Source organism: Demequina sp., assembly GCF_049841215.1.
Lineage (GTDB): Bacteria > Actinomycetota > Actinomycetes > Actinomycetales > Demequinaceae > Demequina.
On record NZ_JASGEO010000021.1, the window covers coordinates 154,862 to 171,205 of the forward strand.

At 66.9% G+C, this 16,344-nt stretch carries 14 protein-coding genes; 1 reads left to right on the forward strand and 13 read right to left on the reverse strand.

Features of this window, described 5'->3' with window-relative positions; all coding sequences use genetic code 11:
• Positions 1–20: 20 nt before the first annotated feature.
• The 7 genes from QM618_RS10880 to QM618_RS10910 all read right to left on the reverse strand — a co-directional run bounded on the left by QM618_RS10880 (position 21) and on the right by QM618_RS10910 (position 9,677).
• Positions 21–1,796, reverse strand: a complete 1,776-nt coding sequence (locus tag QM618_RS10880; protein ID WP_428098682.1) for an efflux RND transporter periplasmic adaptor subunit — start codon at positions 1,794–1,796, stop codon at positions 21–23.
• The gene (locus QM618_RS10885) at positions 1,796–2,698 is read right to left on the reverse strand and encodes a hypothetical protein (protein WP_428098690.1); all 903 of its coding nucleotides are present in this window, start codon (positions 2,696–2,698) and stop codon (positions 1,796–1,798) included. The genes QM618_RS10880 and QM618_RS10885 overlap by 1 nt, the downstream gene beginning before the upstream one ends.
• 37 nt (positions 2,699–2,735) lie before the next feature.
• Positions 2,736–3,911 carry an ABC transporter permease gene (locus tag QM618_RS10890; protein ID WP_428098755.1) on the reverse strand — a complete coding sequence of 392 codons (1,176 nt, stop codon included), beginning with the start codon at positions 3,909–3,911 and terminating at the stop codon, positions 2,736–2,738.
• A 50-nt stretch (positions 3,912–3,961) separates the two neighbouring features.
• Positions 3,962–4,687, reverse strand: coding sequence for an ABC transporter ATP-binding protein (locus QM618_RS10895; RefSeq protein WP_428098694.1), 726 nt, complete (start codon positions 4,685–4,687; stop codon positions 3,962–3,964).
• Positions 4,684–5,919, reverse strand: a complete 1,236-nt coding sequence (locus QM618_RS10900) for an efflux RND transporter periplasmic adaptor subunit (RefSeq protein ID WP_428098697.1) — start codon at positions 5,917–5,919, stop codon at positions 4,684–4,686. Before QM618_RS10900 ends, QM618_RS10895 begins: the two co-directional genes overlap by 4 nt.
• Positions 5,920–6,012: 93 nt before the next feature.
• Complete coding sequence (locus tag QM618_RS10905; RefSeq protein WP_428098699.1) at positions 6,013–7,320, reverse strand: M16 family metallopeptidase; 1,308 nt, start codon at positions 7,318–7,320, stop codon at positions 6,013–6,015.
• Between the two features lie 149 nt (positions 7,321–7,469).
• Positions 7,470–9,677 carry a polyribonucleotide nucleotidyltransferase gene (locus QM618_RS10910; RefSeq protein ID WP_428098703.1) on the reverse strand — a complete coding sequence of 736 codons (2,208 nt, stop codon included), beginning with the start codon at positions 9,675–9,677 and terminating at the stop codon, positions 7,470–7,472.
• 221 nt (positions 9,678–9,898) lie between these two features.
• Between QM618_RS10910 and QM618_RS10915 the strand changes: the two genes are divergently transcribed.
• Positions 9,899–10,207: a hypothetical protein gene (locus QM618_RS10915; protein ID WP_428098706.1), complete on the forward strand. Its 309-nt coding sequence runs from the start codon at positions 9,899–9,901 to the stop codon at positions 10,205–10,207.
• 301 nt (positions 10,208–10,508) lie between these two features.
• Here QM618_RS10915 and rpsO read toward each other — a convergent pair whose 3' ends face one another.
• The 6 genes from rpsO to infB all read right to left on the reverse strand — a co-directional run.
• On the reverse strand, positions 10,509–10,778 hold the full coding sequence (rpsO, locus tag QM618_RS10920; RefSeq protein ID WP_428098710.1) for a 30S ribosomal protein S15: 270 nt from the start codon (positions 10,776–10,778) through the stop codon (positions 10,509–10,511).
• A gap of 110 nt (positions 10,779–10,888) precedes the next feature.
• A complete protein-coding gene (locus QM618_RS10925; RefSeq protein WP_428098714.1) occupies positions 10,889–11,857 on the reverse strand; it encodes a bifunctional riboflavin kinase/FAD synthetase in 969 nt (322 codons plus the stop codon).
• Between the two features lie 5 nt (positions 11,858–11,862).
• Complete coding sequence (locus QM618_RS10930; protein ID WP_428098717.1) at positions 11,863–12,939, reverse strand: acyltransferase family protein; 1,077 nt, start codon at positions 12,937–12,939, stop codon at positions 11,863–11,865.
• An 8-nt stretch (positions 12,940–12,947) separates the two neighbouring features.
• Complete coding sequence (gene truB, locus QM618_RS10935) at positions 12,948–13,844, reverse strand: tRNA pseudouridine(55) synthase TruB (RefSeq protein WP_428098721.1); 897 nt, start codon at positions 13,842–13,844, stop codon at positions 12,948–12,950.
• The gene (rbfA, locus tag QM618_RS10940) at positions 13,837–14,265 is read right to left on the reverse strand and encodes a 30S ribosome-binding factor RbfA (RefSeq protein WP_428098726.1); all 429 of its coding nucleotides are present in this window, start codon (positions 14,263–14,265) and stop codon (positions 13,837–13,839) included. Before rbfA ends, truB begins: the two co-directional genes overlap by 8 nt.
• The coding region (infB, locus tag QM618_RS10945; protein ID WP_428098730.1) for a translation initiation factor IF-2 at positions 14,265–16,344 on the reverse strand (2,080 nt) is incomplete at its 5' end. The genes infB and rbfA, both read right to left, overlap by 1 nt.

A 16,344-nucleotide genomic window follows, 5' to 3' on the forward strand; every position in this document is an offset into this window, starting at 1 on the left:
GACGCCGGTAGACCCACGTGCTATCCGCTCGGCGGCCCGCCGAACCCGCCGCCGCCCTGGAAATCACCCGGCGGCTGGAAGTTGCCGCCGCCCGGTCCCTGCTGCTGCTCATCGCTCGAATCGTCGAGGCCAGAGAGCAGCCCGCCGGTGCTGGACGAGTCGTCATCGCTGCTGAGTTCGAACGCCAGATCTGCGAGCACCACCTGTTGGCCCTTCTCGAGGCCGTCCGTGATCTCGGTGTACGCGGCGCCCACGGCGCCGGTAGTGACGTTGACGACCTGCGGGGTGCCGTCCTCGCCGATCACCTGAACGGTCGCCTCGCCCGTGGCGTCGCTCACGGCCGAGGTGGGCACCACGAGCACTCCCGTGGCATCCGCGACCGTGATCGCCATGCGCGTTGCCGTGCCGATACGGATCTCAAACCCGGGGTCCGGTACGGCGATCTTCACCGCGTACGTCTGCGAGAACGAGTTGCCGCTGTTGACCGTGCTCACCGACGAGACCGTGCCCTCCACTTGCTGGTTGTCGCTCAGTAGCGTGAGGGTGGCCGGCTGGCCCACCTCAAGCATGCGCGCCTGCGTCAGCGACACCGCCAGGTTCACCACGTACGTGTTGTCCGCGACGATCGTGATCGCGGTGGTGGTGTCCGCGGCGCTCACGGAGTCGCCCTCGGCAAGGCCCACAGACACGACCGTCCCGGCCACCGGCGAGCTGATGGTGGCGAACTCGAGTTGAGCCTTCGCCACCTCCAGCGCGGCTTCTGCTGCCGTGACGTCTGCCTTGTCCGCGAGGATGTCGCCGGCACTCGGCACGGAGTTCGACGCACCGGAACTGCCCGACGCTCCCCCACCTCCCATATCGTCCGTCGCCGTGGCAACACGGCTGGTTTGGTAAGCGGCAAGGACGATCGTCGCTTCCCTCTTCGCGGACTGGTACGCGGCTGGTGCCGCGCTCGACGTGCCGTCGATCGCGGCAAGCAGGTCGCTCACGGCGTCGTTGAGGGCGGTGGCGGCGATCATGAGGTCCGCTTGCGCGTCCGCCGAGTCCTGTTGCGCGGTCAGCGCGTCATCCGTTGCCGTCTGGCACGCGGCCAGGGCGTCAGCGGCGGTGTCGTCTGCGGGGTCCAAAGCGGTGAACGCGGCACAGATGGTTTGGGCGTCGGTCTGCTTGGTCTTCGCGTTCTCGAGGGCCGCAGTGGCGACGTCGTACTGGGCAAGCAGCGCGTCCTGTGCGTCGCGGACGGCCTGCTCTGCGGCCTCGATCTCTGGAGAGGTGGTGTTTCCATTGTCGGAGCCGGCGCTGCCTGAGCCGCCGTTGTTGCCGGCGTTGCCGGATCCCTGCGAACCAGAGCCCTGCGAGCCCGAAGGTCCCGAGCCGCCCGACGACGAAGAGGTCGACGAGGTGGATCCGGAACTCTGTGCGTCGAGGTCGTCTGCGAGCGTCTGCTCCGCTTGCGACAGCGCGTCCTCGGCGGACTCGACCGCCTCCTCCAGGTCGCTCTGGTCGAGCGTGGCGAGAGTCTGTCCCGCCTCAACGGTGTCGCCTTCGGCAACGTCGACGGCGTCCACCGTCCCCGCCACCTGGAACGTCAGGTCGTAGCGGCTTGCGGACTCGATGGAACCGGAGGCCGCAAGAGTCTGGGTCACGTCTCCGGTGTCGACGAGCGCCGTGCGGTACGAGCCATCTTCGGCTGCGTTGCCACGCGTGGCGAACACCGCGACCACCGCGATGATCACCACCGCGACGATCGCGACGCGCCACTTCGAGCGGGTGAGCCGCTCCAAAGCCACAGCCATTAGCCGTTGTTCCCGTCTCGCATGCCGCCCATGCCACCGAATCCCCTGGCAGAGCAGCCGTCGTCACCCTTGGCGGACAACGTGATGGAGGTGGCATCGAAGCCGCCAGCATCGTCCGCCTGGCCCTGCGCCGTGAGGCACATGCCCACCGCAATCGCCGACGCGTCCGCATCCTCGGTGCCCGTAAGCGACGTCGTTGTACCGACAGCAACCTCGGTGGTGGCGGATGCGCTCGTGACGTCATCGCTTGCGACCGTGAATCCGGTGGCGCTCACCGCGCTCACCGACCCCGTCACGAAGGTGCCGCCAAAGCCCTCGCCGCCGCCAGGCATCTGCCCGTCACCGGGCATCTGCCCGTCACCAGGATCAAAGCTGGGCATGTCAGTGGGCCTGTCACCGCCGTCGGGCATGGCGGTTGGCGCGTCCGACGGCATCTCACCGTTGCTTGGTGCCTCGCCACCGCCCTGCCCACCACCCGGCCCGCCCATGCCGCCACCGAAGCCGGTGCTGCACTCTCCGTCAACCGGCTGCGTCACCGTCACGGATGTTGCCGTGCCGTCCTCGCCCACCATCGCGACGACGCACGAGCCAACGGTGACGTCACTGAGCGAGATCGTGACCTGCTGGGACACCGTGGTGTCCGCGGTGTAGCGCACGGCGGTCTGGGACTCGCTGTCTTGAACCTGCACAAGGCTGTCCGAGGCGAGCACGATCTCTCCGCTCACCCCGCCGAATCCTTGCCGGTCACCGCCCTGAACGTTGGGCTGGCCGCTGGGGGCCGCGCTTGGTTGCGTGGACGCGGCCGCGGCGGGCTCGTCGGTGCCCGAGGTCGTTGAGCACCCGACCAAGAGAAGGGCTGCGGCCGCGAATCCAACGGCGGGGGCAATGAGGGTCTTCTTCATGATGTCTCGTTTCTTGGGGTTACTGCGAACGCGGCGCTTACTGAGAACGCAGTGCATCGATTGGGGCAAGGCGCGCGGCGCGCGCTGCGGGGTAGACACCGAACACCGCGCCGATGCCCACGGCCACGAGCACCGCGAGGATCACCGCCTGTCCGGAAATGACGATCGTGGTGCCGAGAGCGGCCGGCAGGATGAGCGCGAGCGTGACGCCGATGAGCACTCCAAGCGCGCCACCACTGAGCCCAAGGATCATCGCTTCGGAGAGGAACTGGTTGCGGATGCTCGCGGGGTTGGCGCCGAGCGCCTTGCGCAGGCCAATCTCGCGCGTCCGCTCGGTGACCGACACGAGCATGATGTTCATGACGCCGATGCCACCAACCAGCAGCGCGAGCGCGGCGATGCCCGTCAGCAGCACGGTCAGCTTCTGATACACCGACGTGGCCGTGTCGATGAGGCCTTCTTGCGCCTCGATCGTGAAGTCCGCGTCGTCCGCCGTGGAAAGGCCGTGCAGGTTCAGCAGGAGCGTCTGCGACTCCTGAGCCGCCGCGCCAAGCACGTCGGGAGACGCCGCCTTGATGTAGATGGTCTGCACCGACTCGCTCGAGGTGGTGGAGATCACCTCCGCCATCGTCGACATCGGTACAAGCGCGACGTCATCGAGCGACTCCTCGCCAGACGAGCCCACCGCGGTGAGCACGCCGATGACCTCGTAGGTGTCGTCGTTGATGGTCACGTCCTGGCCCACCACGTTGGCGGAGCCGAAGAGCTCGTTGGCCGTGTCCGCGCCCAGCACGATGACATTGGCGCGGCTGTCCTGGTCCTCTTGAGTGAAGAACGTGCCGTACGCGAGGTCGCGCGACCGCACCTCTGGCCAGCTCACGCTCGTGCCGGTAACGGTGGTGGTCCAGTTTGAGTCGCCGTACTCAAGTGACTCCGAACTGGTCTTTTCCGCGGCAACCGCCACAGCGTCGGGCACCGAAACCGGGCTTGCGAGCGCCTCGGCGTCCGATTGCGTGAGGGTGGCGCCGGAGCCGAAGCCGCCGCGCATGCCGTTCTCGTCCGTGGACGAGCCCGGCGAGACGATGAGCAGGTCAGAGCCGAGCGCGGAGATCTGCTCGGAGACCTCTTGCTGGGTACCAAGGCCAAGGCCAACCGTGAGCACCACGGAGGCGATGCCCACGATGATGCCAAGAATGGTGAGCAGCGAGCGCATCACGTGCGATCGAATCGCGCGCCACGCGCTGCCCAGAACGTCTGAAGGCTTCACTCGGCGACCACCGCCATGTGCGTGAGGTGCGTGGTGCCATCCACGAAGTGGCCGTCTGTGACGTTGTAGATGGTGCCCGCGCGCTCAGCAACCTCGTGCTCGTGGGTGATGAGGACGATCGTGCGGCCTTCACGGTTGAGCTCGTCGAACACCGCGAGGATGTCCTCCGTTGAGGTGGAGTCGAGGTTTCCGGTGGGCTCATCGGCCAGCAAGATCGTGGGCTCAGTAACCAGGGCGCGGGCGATCGCCACGCGCTGCTGCTGGCCGCCGGAGAGCTCGCCTGGGCGGTTGGGCGCCTTGTCGGCAAGGCCCACCCTGGCAAGCGCCGCCAATGCCCGACGCTTCCTCTCGTTGGGTGCGACCCTCGCGTACACGAGGGGCAGCTCCACATTGGCGAGAGCGCTGAGGCTTGGGAGCAGATTGAACTGCTGGAAGACGAAGCCGATGCGCTTGTTGCGAACGGCTGCGAGAGCGTCCTCGTCGAGTTGCTCCACGTCCTCGCCCGCGAGCACGTAGCTGCCCGTGGTGAGCACGTCGAGGCAGCCGAGGATGTTCATGAGCGTGGACTTGCCAGAGCCGGACGGGCCCACGATGGCGACGTACTCGCCCTCGGAGATCTCACAGTCGATGCCTCTCAGGGCCTCGAACTCGATCTCCCCTGTGCGGTAGGTCTTGCGGGCGTCGGTTAGTTGGATGACTGGCTGATGCTGGGCCGTGCTCATCCGTTGCCGCCCTGGGGGCCGCCGCCCTGACCGCCTTGACCGCCACCGGGGAACTGCCCGCCCCCGGGGAACTGGCCGTCGGAGGGGAACTGGAACTCGCCGTCGGAGCTATCGCCAGAGCCGCCCTGCCCGAACACCGTCACCTTGACGTTCTCGCCTTCGCTAAGGCCATCCGTGATTTCCGTGAGGCTTCCGGAGGCCTCGCCAAGCGTGACCGTGCGCGTCTCCTCGGTGCCGTCCTCGGCCACGACGGTCACCGTGGAGGCGCCGTCGGCCGTGGTGATGGCGTTCGTGGGGACGGTCAGCACGTCCGTCTTGCGCAGGTAGATGATGTCCGCGGTGACGGAGACACCCTCGAACAGGCCCTCTGGCGTGCCGGTGACCTGGAGTGTCACGGGGTAGGTCGCGGCGCCAGAGGTGGTGCTCGGCAGCGCAGAGATGTCGGTGACGACGCCAAAGAACTCGTCCAAGTCGTCGGCGGTAAAGGTCACCTGGTTGCCCACGGCGATGAGGTCCACCTCGCTCGCGGTGAGGCTCACGTCCACGGACCAGGCGTCCTGGCCGATGATCGTGATGCCGCTGGTGGACGTGGTGGAACCCGTGGCGCCGCCGCCCGCACCGGCCCCGGCGCTTGAGCCGCCGCTTGAGCCTCCGCTGACCGAGTCGCCAACCGAATACGACTGCGAGGTGACGAGGCCATCGAAGGGAGCGACGAGTTCCGCGTTCGCGAGGTCGTCTTTGGCGTCCGCCACGGCCTCCTTCTTGAGCGTGACGTTCGCCTCTGCGGACGCGATCTGCGCGTCGGAGGAGTCTGAGCCGTCGGCCTCGTCTTCAAGGTTTGACAGCTGCGCCTTGGCGTCCGCGTAATCCGCCTTCGCGGACTCGTAGTCGGCAGTCAGCTGCAGGGTGTCGATCGTCGCGAGCACGTCGCCCTCGGCAACTGTGTCGCCCTCGGCAACATCCACCGAGAGCACCTTGCCGCTCGCGTCAAAAGAGACGGTCTCATTGTTCGCCGCAGCGAGCGTGCCCGTGGCGGAGACGGACTTCTCGATTGTCTCGAAGCTCGCCGTGGACGTCTGCGTGCTGGACGCGTCCGTGGGCAGCGCCTGCGCGCTCGACGAGTCGCCCCGCCACGCCATGAAACCAATGCCCAGTGCCACTCCACCGATCACGCAGACCGGCGGCAGCACCCATGTGCGGAAGAACTTCCACGAAAAAGCGCGCCTCGCCATCACCATTCCTGTTGTCGTACGACTGTCGTCGTTTCGACGGTAGGCGGCGAATCTGAGAGGTTGCTGTGAATCCCCTGGGAGATGGGTGAAGAGTTAGGTAGCGGGCCCCACGCGCACCACGGAGCGGGGCTCGCTCGCAAGGCCCGACGCTATGGCTTGGACGTCCTCGGCCGTCACCTTGCGTACGTCCTCGAGGGACTCGCCGATGCTCCACAGCTCGCCGAAGACGAGTTCCGCCTTGCCAAGGCGAGACATTCGCGAGTAGGAGTCCTCGAGGCGCAGCACCGTTGCACCTGCTATCTGGCCCTTTGCGCGCTCGAGCTCGTTCTCCGTGACGCCTTCCGCGATGCGCTCGAACTCCGCGATCATGAGGCGCTCCACCTCTTTGGCTTTGGAGGGGGCGCACGCGGCGTAGAGCGCGTACATGCCGGTCTCGGTGCTGGGGGCGGCATAGGAGCCCACGGCGTAGGTGAGGCCGCGCTTCTCCCGGATCTCTTGGAAGAGCCGCGAGCTCATCCCGCCGCCGAGGATGGCGCTGTACACGCCGAGCGCCGCGCGGCGATTGTCGGTGGCCTTGAGGCTACGCACGCCCACCATGAGTTGAGTCTGCTCGAGGTCGTTTCGCGGGATCACCACCTCCTCGCGGAAGCCGGCCTCGAAGCGAGCGCACGCGTCCCGGCGAGCAAGGGGGGTTGCGCCGTCGGCGAGGTGCCAGCCGCCCCCGGCCAAAGCGTCGGCCACGAGGGCGCAGACCACGTCATGATCCACGCCGCCCGCGGCCGTGATGATGAGACCCGCCGGGATGTAGTGCTGGCCATAGTGCTCCCAGACGGCGCCACGGCTCACCGCCTCGATAAGTTGGGGGGTGCCTCCGATGGGGCGGCCGAGCGGGTGGTCAAGGTAGAGGGACTCGGTGAGGCGCTCTTGCGCGACGTCGCCGGGGTCGTCCTCGTTCATCGCGATCTCTTCGAGGATGACCCCGCGCTCGAGTTCGAAGTCGCCCTCGTCGAGCTTGGCGGACGTGACCATGTCGAGGATCACGTCGATGGCCATCGGCACATCGGTGTCGAGGACTCGGGCGTAATAGCAGGTGTGTTCCTTACCGGTGAGGGCGTTGGCCTCTCCCCCTACCCTGTCGAACGTCTCCGCGATGTCGAGAGCGGAGCGTCGGGCCGTGCCTTTGAAGAGAAGGTGCTCGAGGAAGTGTGTGGAGCCGCCGTGCTGGGGCGCCTCGTCGCGGGAGCCAACGCCAACCCACGCGCCGATCGTCGCCGAGCGCATGCCGGGGATGGTCTCCGTGAAGACGCGAACGCCGCCGGGGAGGATGGTGCGGCGGATGACGGCGCCGTGGTCCTGCTCAAAGGTGAGCGTGCCGGGGGTCAGCGGGAGGGGGTGAGGCATGAGAGCGAGCCTAATGCGCGCAGTCGCTGTCATCCTGCGCACAGTCGCTATCATCCTGCGCGCAGTCGCTGTCATCCTGCGCGCAGCGCGACGGGGACGCAAAGAGGGCGGCCCCTTTCGGGACCGCCCTCTGTCGCTTGTGCGCGAAGTTACGCCTCGACGGACTCCGCCTCGTCGCCGCCCTCTTCGACAACGCCGAGCGAGAGCTTGCCGCGGGGGTCGACCTCGGTGATCTCCACCTGGATCTTCTGACCAACGGACAGGACGTCCTCGACGTTCTCCACGCGCGCACCGCCAACAAGCTTGCGGATCTGCGAGATGTGCAGGAGGCCGTCCTTGCCAGGGGTGAGCGAGATGAACGCGCCGAACGCGACGGTCTTGACGACCGTACCAACGAAGCGCTCGCCGATCTCAGGAACGTGCGGGTTGGCGATCGCGTTTACCGCCGCGCGAGCCGCTTCGGCAGACGGGCCGTCGGTGGCGCCGATGTACACAGTGCCGTCGTCCTCGATCGAGATGTCGGCGCCCGTGTCGTCCTGGATCTGGTTGATCATCTTGCCCTTGGGGCCAATGACCTCGCCGATCTTGTCAACGGGAATCTTCACCGCGATGACGCGAGGAGCGAAGGGGCTCATCTCGTCGGGCGTGCTGATCGCCTGCTCCATCACCCCAAGGATGTGGATGCGGGCGTCGTGGGCCTGCTGCAGCGCGCCGGCAAGCACCGAGGCGGGGATGCCGTCGAGCTTGGTGTCGAGCTGGATAGCCGTCACGAACTCGCGGGTACCGGCGACCTTGAAGTCCATGTCGCCGAACGCGTCTTCGGCACCGAGGATGTCGGTGAGCGCCGCGTAGCGGGTCTCACCGTCAACGGTGTCGGACACGAGGCCCATGGCGATACCGGCAACCGGAGCCTTGAGCGGCACACCGGCGTTGAGCAGCGCGAGCGTCGAGGCGCACACGGAGCCCATCGAGGTGGAGCCGTTGGAGCCAAGGGCCTCGGACACCTGGCGGATCGCGTAGGGGAAGTCCTCGCGCGACGGGAGCACCGGAACCAGCGCACGCTCCGCGAGCGCGCCGTGGCCGATCTCGCGACGCTTGGGACTGCCAACACGACCCGTCTCACCCGTAGAGAACGGCGGGAAGTTGTAGTGGTGCATGTAGCGCTTGTGCGTCTCGGGGCTGAACGAGTCGATCTGCTGCTCCATCTTGAGCATGTTCAGCGTGGTGACGCCAAGGATCTGCGTCTCGCCACGCTCGAACAGCGCAGAACCGTGAACGCGAGGAAGCACGGCGACCTCGGCGCTCAGCGGACGAATGTCCTTGAGGCCGCGGCCGTCGATGCGCACGCCGTCCTTGAGGATGCGCTGGCGAACCTGCTTCTTGGTGAGCGAGCGAACAGCGGCGCTGATCTCGCCCTCGCGGCCCGCGAACTGGGCGTCGAGCTGCTCGTGGGCAACGGCCTTGAGCTCGTCGAGGCGGTTCTCGCGCTCCTGCTTGTCGGCAATCGTGAGCGCCTGGGCGAGGTCGGCCTCGATGGCGCCGGACACGGCACCAAGGACGTCGTCCTGGTAGTCGAGGAAGCGCGGGAACTCGCGGGTCTCCTTCGCGGACTGCTCTGCTAGGCGGATCTGCGCCTCGCACAGCGCGCGGATGAAGGGCTTGGCGGCCTCGAGGCCCTCGGCGACAACGGTCTCGGTGGGGGCCGTGGCGCCCTCGGCGATGAGCTGGAACGCGTCGTCAGTGGCCTCGGCCTCGACCATCATGATCGCGACGTCGTCACCCGCGATGCGACCGGCAACGACCATGTCGAAGACCGCGCGCTCCTTCTGCGAGTACTTGGGGAACGCAACCCACTGGTTTTCGATGAGCGCGATGCGCACGCCGCCAACGGGACCCGTGAAGGGAAGCCCGGCAATCTGCGTGGACGCAGAAGCGGCGTTGATCGCGAGGGTGTCGTACGCGTCGTCAGGGTCGATCGCGAGCACCGTCACGACAACCTGAACCTCGTTGCGAAGTCCGGAAACGAACGTGGGGCGCAGCGGGCGGTCGATGAGGCGGCACGTGAGAATCGCGTCCGTGGTGGGACGGCCCTCGCGGCGGAAGAACGAGCCGGGGATCTTGCCTGCGGCGTACGAGCGCTCCTCGACGTCAACAGTCAGCGGGAAGAAGTCGAAGCCGTCACGCGGGCTCTTGCCTGCGGTGGTGGCGGACAGCAGCATCGTCTCGCCATCGAGGTACGCGGCAACCGTGCCTGCGGCCTGCTTGGCAAGGCGGCCCGTCTCAAAACGGACCGTGCGGGTGCCGAAGGAACCGTTGTCGATAACGGCCTCGGCGAACTGGATTTCGGGACCTTCCATGTGAAAGGTTGCTCCTTTTCGTAAAGGAGCAGGCAGGCAGAACTTCGGCAAAGCCTCAAGTACTGATCGTCAGTCGAAATGCGCGGGAGCGATTGGCCCGCTCATCACCACCGAGGATCAGCGTTCAGCCGGCCTGCTGGTGTGTTTGTTGTGGCGCCATCCCACAGGGAGGCAACCGGCAAATAGTCTACCAGGAACGGCGTTCCGCGTACCCTTTTGCCATGCCAAAGCGGGAAGTTCCACCACCAGAGCCTCAGTCTCAGTACGAGGGCTATCGCTGGCTCCGCTCCGACTGGGGACGCTCCGGAAAACCAAAGCCGTCCCGCATCGGCGGCTACGTGATGGCCGTTGCCGCGCTCATCGTCTTTGGCGTCGCGATCACCGCGACCACGTGGGACCGGCCCCTCTTCGTGCTCGTGAGCGTGATCGTCGGCGCGCTCTGCGCGGCAGCGTCCTGGTTCCTCTTTGTCGAGGCGCACTTCGCGGACCGCGCCTCCCGCGAACAGCGCCCCTTCACGCCCAGCACCTGAACACCTCTCCACACAGCGCGAGTGCCCCTCCACACAGGCGCGAGCGAATCTACGAGGGCCGAATGCAACGTGCCTGGTAGTTCGCACGTGTGCGTGGGCGGAGGCACGGACTGTGTGGAGACGCGATCGTGCTGTGTGGAGGGGCGATCGTGCTGTGTGGAGGGGCGATCGCGGCGGCACCGGTTGGGGGACGCGCTGAGGGCTCTCCGGTGGGAATGACAACGGCCCGGTCGCTCAGCTCCCTTGAAACCAAGGGGCGAGCGGACCGGGCCGCGGAGCGCGAGGTACGCGCTAGCGAGAGCTAGCGGCGGAGCCCCAGGCGCTCAATAAGCGAGCGGTAACGCTCAATGTCCACGCGCTGAAGGTAGTTCAGCAGGTTGCGACGACGACCAACGAGCAGCAGCAGGCCGCGGCGGCTGTGGTGGTCGTGCTTGTGCTCCTTGAGGTGCTCGGTGAGGTCGGCGATGCGCTTGGTCAGCATTGCGACCTGAACCTCGGGAGAACCGGTGTCGCCCTCGTGGGTGGCGTACTCGGTCATGATGGACTGCTTCGTAGCTGCGTCGAGCGGCACGTTATCTCCTTCTTCAAGGTTGTTGCGCGGCGCACCCGGGCCTATTCACCGGGGCACTGGAAACCGCGGCCGTTACACGGCGAAGATCAATGATACCAGCCGACGCTGCGTCACGCGAGCACGGAACGGCACCACTCCACGTCTTCAGTAAGCGCGGCGACAAGCGCGTCGAGGCCGCCGAAGTCGAGCATGGGCCGGCGCCACTTCACCAGGTCGAGAGTGACCTCCGTGTCATACAGCGGCAAGCCGGTGCGATCGATGATGAACGCCTCCACACGTAGGTCCGTGCCACCAACCGTGTAGTTGAGGCCAAGGGACACCGCGGCCGGCAAGCGCTCGCCCACGAGCGCCTCCGCGCCCGCGCTGCCGCGCGCATCCACCACCGTGAGCCAGCCCGCGTAGACGCCGTGACGAGGAATCATCCCGGCGCTGACGTCGATGTTGGCCGTAGGGAACCCAATCTCGCGTCCCAACTTGTCGCCGTGCACCACGCGCCCGCGCAAGCGATGCGGGCGCCCCAACACTTCGGCAGCAGACGGAAGGTCGCCCTTTTCGAGGAGCTCTCGCACCCATGTCGAAGACCAGCGACGCCCAGACTCGGACACCGCGCACGCGTCGTCGATGACCTCCACGGCGAACCCGTATTGCTCGCCAAGCGTTCGCATCGTGTCCACGTCGCCCGCGTTGCCGCGCCCAAACCGGGTGTCGTGCCCCACCACCACGCACGCCGCGCGCAGCCCCTCAACGAGGTAGGCGCGCACAAACTCTTCTGCGGTCTGCGACGCAAACTCAAGGGTGTAGTCGATGACGAGCACGCCATCCAGTCCGGTCTGCGCAAGCCGCTCGAGGCGGTCAACAACCCCGGTGACCAACTCCGGCTGGTGGGCGGGGTCGTGCACCGCCTTAGGGTGCGGGTCAAACGTCACTGCGATGGCAACCTGGCCACGCGCGCGCGCGTCGGCCACCATGCGCTCAAGAACCGCCTGATGCCCACGGTGCACACCGTCGAAGTTGCCGATGGTCACAACGGAAGGGCCAAGATCGCGCGGAAGTTCCGCGAGCGAGTGCCACACCTGCATGGATGTCATTGTGCCCGAGCGGGCGCGTCCTTCACTCCATCCGCCGTTCGCCGCTCGCTGATATCCCACCACGGGTGCAAGAAGGGCGAGGGCGCCCAACGCTCGAGCGCGCGGGTCAGCGCGAAGCTCAGGCCAAGACCCACTGCCGTCACACCAACGGGCACCGCCACGCCAAGACCCGTCACTCCCCTGTCAGCCAGTACAGGCGCGGCCACGAGCACAACAGCGGCGATGACCCAGAAGTGCACGGCGTAGATGCCAAGGGAGTTCCTGCCGATCGCACGGGCCCACGCGAGCGCTCGCGCCTGCCCCGCCACAGGGAAGACGGTGAGCGCAACCACGGTTCCAAGCACGGCGACCACCAACGCAGGGATCGCGGAGCGGTCAGACCCAATACTCTCGAGCAGCCCAAGCCTCCAGAAGCCAACTCCCACCGCTGCGAAGACCACAGACGTGCACACGGCGATGAGCGGCGTGCTGCGCGCCGCAAGCGCCCGGTAGGCGCGTGCCCCGCGCTCGGCGCAGACGAAGAACACCCAGTGCTGGCCAAGGTAAAGCCACCACTGGGCGTTGTCGGCCCACGCCGGGTGCGGCCAGATGGCGTAGGAGGCGACGTTGATCAGCACCGCCGCCGCGATCACCACCACGCTCGGCACCGAGCGCAGCGCCCGCGCCAGCACCATGAACACCGCGAGCGCGAGGAAATACCAGACCCGCACGTGCGGCCTCACGAACAGCAGGCCGAGCTCGCGCAGCAGGTCCCATTCGGGATTGATCCTGAGCACCACCGCGAGCATCACGAGCGCCACCGCGCCCCACAACACATAAAACAGCAGCAGTGGAGCCGCGCGCCTTCGCCACACGTCCCGCCACGGCCACTCGCGAATGCTCGCTGCGAGGATTCCGGAGATCATCAACAGGGTGGGCATGCGAAACCCGTCGAGCACCGAGTTTGCGGCCACGAGCGCGCCAGACACGGGGAAATCGCGCATGGTCAGCAGCAGGCAACAGTGGAACAGCGCAACGAGCGCCAAAGCGAAGCCGCGAGCCGCATCAATCCATTGCAGCCGCTCGCGCGCCATGAGACCCCTCAACCGTTGGTACGAAACACCACCGCAGGCTTCGCGAGGCCCGCATTGCGCTCAACGATAGCGATCGCCTCGCCTTCACACATAGCAACAGCCGGCCCGACGCCGTGGGCAGGGATGCGCTGCCCATACCCCAGGGCGGTGGCCGCGCTGGTTTCGATAGTGAGCACGGGAAGGGTTCTGCTGGCGGCCTCTGCGAGGCTAACGAGGTGATTCAACGCACCGTCCTCCTCTAGGCGTTCGAGCGTGAGGGCCTCGGCGAGCGTGACGTCGCCGACGCGCGTGCGGCGAAGGGCCGTGAGGTGACCCCCCACACCAAGGCCAGCCCCCAGGTCGCGCGCGAGCGCGCGAATGTACGTGCCTGAACTCACGTCCACGGCGACGTCAATGTCGATAAGGTCACCGTGCCGTCGGGCAGAAAGAACCTCAAAGTGGGAAACGGTCACCGGCCGGGCGGCGAGCTGAACCTCCTCGCCCGCTCGCACGCGCGCGTACGAGCGCTCCCCCGCCACCTTGATTGCGCTCACCGAACTCGGACGCTGCTGAATGTCGCCCGTAAGGGCGGCGATACCAGCGGCGATGTCCTCATCGGTGACCTGCGCGGCGCTCACCGAGGCGATGACCTCGCCCTCGGCATCGTCGGTGACGGTGGACTGCCCAAGGCGAATCGTCGCCGCGTACGCCTTGTCGTGGGCGGAGATGTACTGCAGTAACCGCGTGGCCTTGCCGCACGCGATGACGAGCACCCCGGTAGCCATGGGGTCGAGAGTGCCGCCGTGGCCCACCTTGCGCGTACCCAGCAGGCGGCGCATGCGGCCTACGACGTCATGGGACGTCCAGCCAGCGGGCTTGTCGACGACGATCAGCCCCGACGGGCCGTCCGCCTGGCTCTTAGGCATCCTCTTCCGGGTGCTTGTAAGGGTCGGCGTCGCCCGCGTACTGCGCGTTCTCGCGCAGTTTTGCGAGCTCGGCGTCACGCAGGGCGGCCTCGTGGAGGGCCTTGTCGAGCGTCGCGGCAGTCTCGGGCACCGCGTCCAAGTGGAACTCGAGGCTTGGCGTCAACCGAATGCCAAGCTGCGAGCCCACAAGAGAGCGCAACCGGCCCTTGGCGGAGGCGAGCGCCGCGGCGGTGCCCGTGCGCTCCTCCTCTCCGCCAAGCACCGTGTAGAAGACGGACGCCTGCTGCAGATCGCCGGTGACGCGCACGTCGGTCACCGTCACGAAGCCCAGACGAGGGTCCTTGATCTCGGTCTCAAGCGCGCCGGCCACGATCTTCTTGATCGTGCCGGCGAGCTTGAGAGCGCGGGGATTGTCGCTCATCAGTCCCTCGGAATCTCCACCATCTCGAACGTCTCGATGAGGTCGCCAACCTGGATGTCGTTGAACTTGCCAAGGCCGATACCGCACTCGAAGCCATCGCGGACCTCGGTGACGTCGTCCTTGAAGCGACGCAGGGTGTCGATCGTCGGTTCGCCGACGATGATGCCGTTGCGGGACACGCGGGCCGTGGCGTTGCGCTTGATGACGCCATCGCGAACGAGGCAGCCGGCGATGTTTCCGAACTTGGACGAACGGAAGATCTCCATGATTTCTGCCGCACCGGTGGAGCGCTCCTCGAACTCCGGCTTGAGCATGCCCTTGAGCGATGCCTCCACCTCTTCGAGCGCCCGGTAGATGACCGAGTAGAAGCGCATGTCCACGCCCTCGCGGTCCGCAAGAGCCTGCACGCGCTCCGCGGGACGCACGTTGAAGCCGATGATGATGGCGTTGTCCACCGTGGCGAGGTTGACGTCGTTCTGCGTGACAGCACCCACACCGCGGTGGATGATCCGCAGATCCACTTCCTTGCCCACATCGATCTGCAGCAGCGCGTCCTCAAGCGCCTCGACGGCACCAGAGACGTCACCCTTGATGATGAGGTTGAGGGTGTCGACCTTGCCCTCCTCGAGGGCCTTGTTGAAGTCCTCAAGGCTGATGCGCTTGCGACGCTTGGCCAGCTGAGCCGCGCGCTCCGCGGCCTCACGCTTCTCGGCGATCTGGCGAGCCGTGCGGTCGTCATCTGCCACCAAGAACGTGTCGCCAGCGCGCGGCACCGACGTCAGACCGATCACCAGCACGGGGCGAGCAGGAAGCGCCTCGCTCACCGCCTGATCGTGCTCGTCGAACATCGCGCGGACGCGGCCGTGAGCCGTACCGGCAACGATCGAGTCGCCAACCCGCAACGTTCCCGAGTTCACGAGCACCGTGGCAACCGCACCGCGACCCTTGTCGAGGTGGGCTTCCACCGCAACACCGCGAGCGTCCTTGTTGGGGTTGGCCCGCAGGTCAAGACCGGCGTCTGCCGTGAGCAGCACGGCCTCGAGGAGGTCGTCGATACCCATGCCCTTGAGCGCGGAGACGTCCACGAACATCGTGTCGCCGCCGTACTCCTCCGCAACAAGGTTGTACTCGGTGAGCTGCTGGCGAATCTTGGCGGGGTTGGCCCCCTCCTTGTCCACCTTGTTGACGGCCACGACGATCGGCACGTTGGCCGCCTGGGCGTGGTTAAGCGCCTCAATGGTCTGCGGCATCACGCCGTCATCCGCGGCCACCACGAGGATCGCGATGTCCGTCACCTGCGCACCACGGGCACGCATGGCGGTAAACGCCTCGTGACCAGGGGTGTCAATGAAGGTGATGGCGCGCTCGACGCCTTCGTGCTGGTGCCACACCTGGTAGGCACCGATGTGCTGCGTGATACCGCCGGCCTCACCGGACTGCACGTCAGACTTGCGGATCGCATCCAGAAGGCGCGTCTTACCGTGGTCAACGTGACCCATGACGGTCACGACCGGCGGACGCGGCTCAAGGTCCTCATCCGTCTCCGCGGCAAGCTCCGCGTCGAGGTCGAGGCCGAAGTCCTCAAGCAGCTCCTTGTCCTCGTCCTCCGGCGACACGATCTCGATCGTGTAGCCAAGCTCGGCACCAAGCGCCTCGAACGTCTCCTCATCCAGCGACTGCGTGGCCGTTGCCATCTCACCAAGGTGGAACAGCACCGTCACAAGCGACGCGGGATTGACATCGATCTTCTCAGCGAAGTCACTCAGCGTGGCGCCACGGCGCAAGCGGATAGGCGTGGAGCCATCACCGCGAGGGATCTGCACGCCACCGATCGCCGGGGCCTGCTGCTGCTCGTACTCTTGCCGCTTGGCACGCTTGCTCTTACGCGAGCGCGCGGGCTTTCCACCCTGACGGCCGAACGCACCGGCCGTACCACCGCCACGGCCGCGTCCACCTGGAGCCGGACGGCTTCCAGGAGCGCCAGCACCAGGCCCACCCGGAGCACCAGCGCCTCCGGGGCGAGGCGCGCCGCCCGGGCGGGGGGCGAAGCCACCCGGACGGGGGGCACCGGCGCCGCCG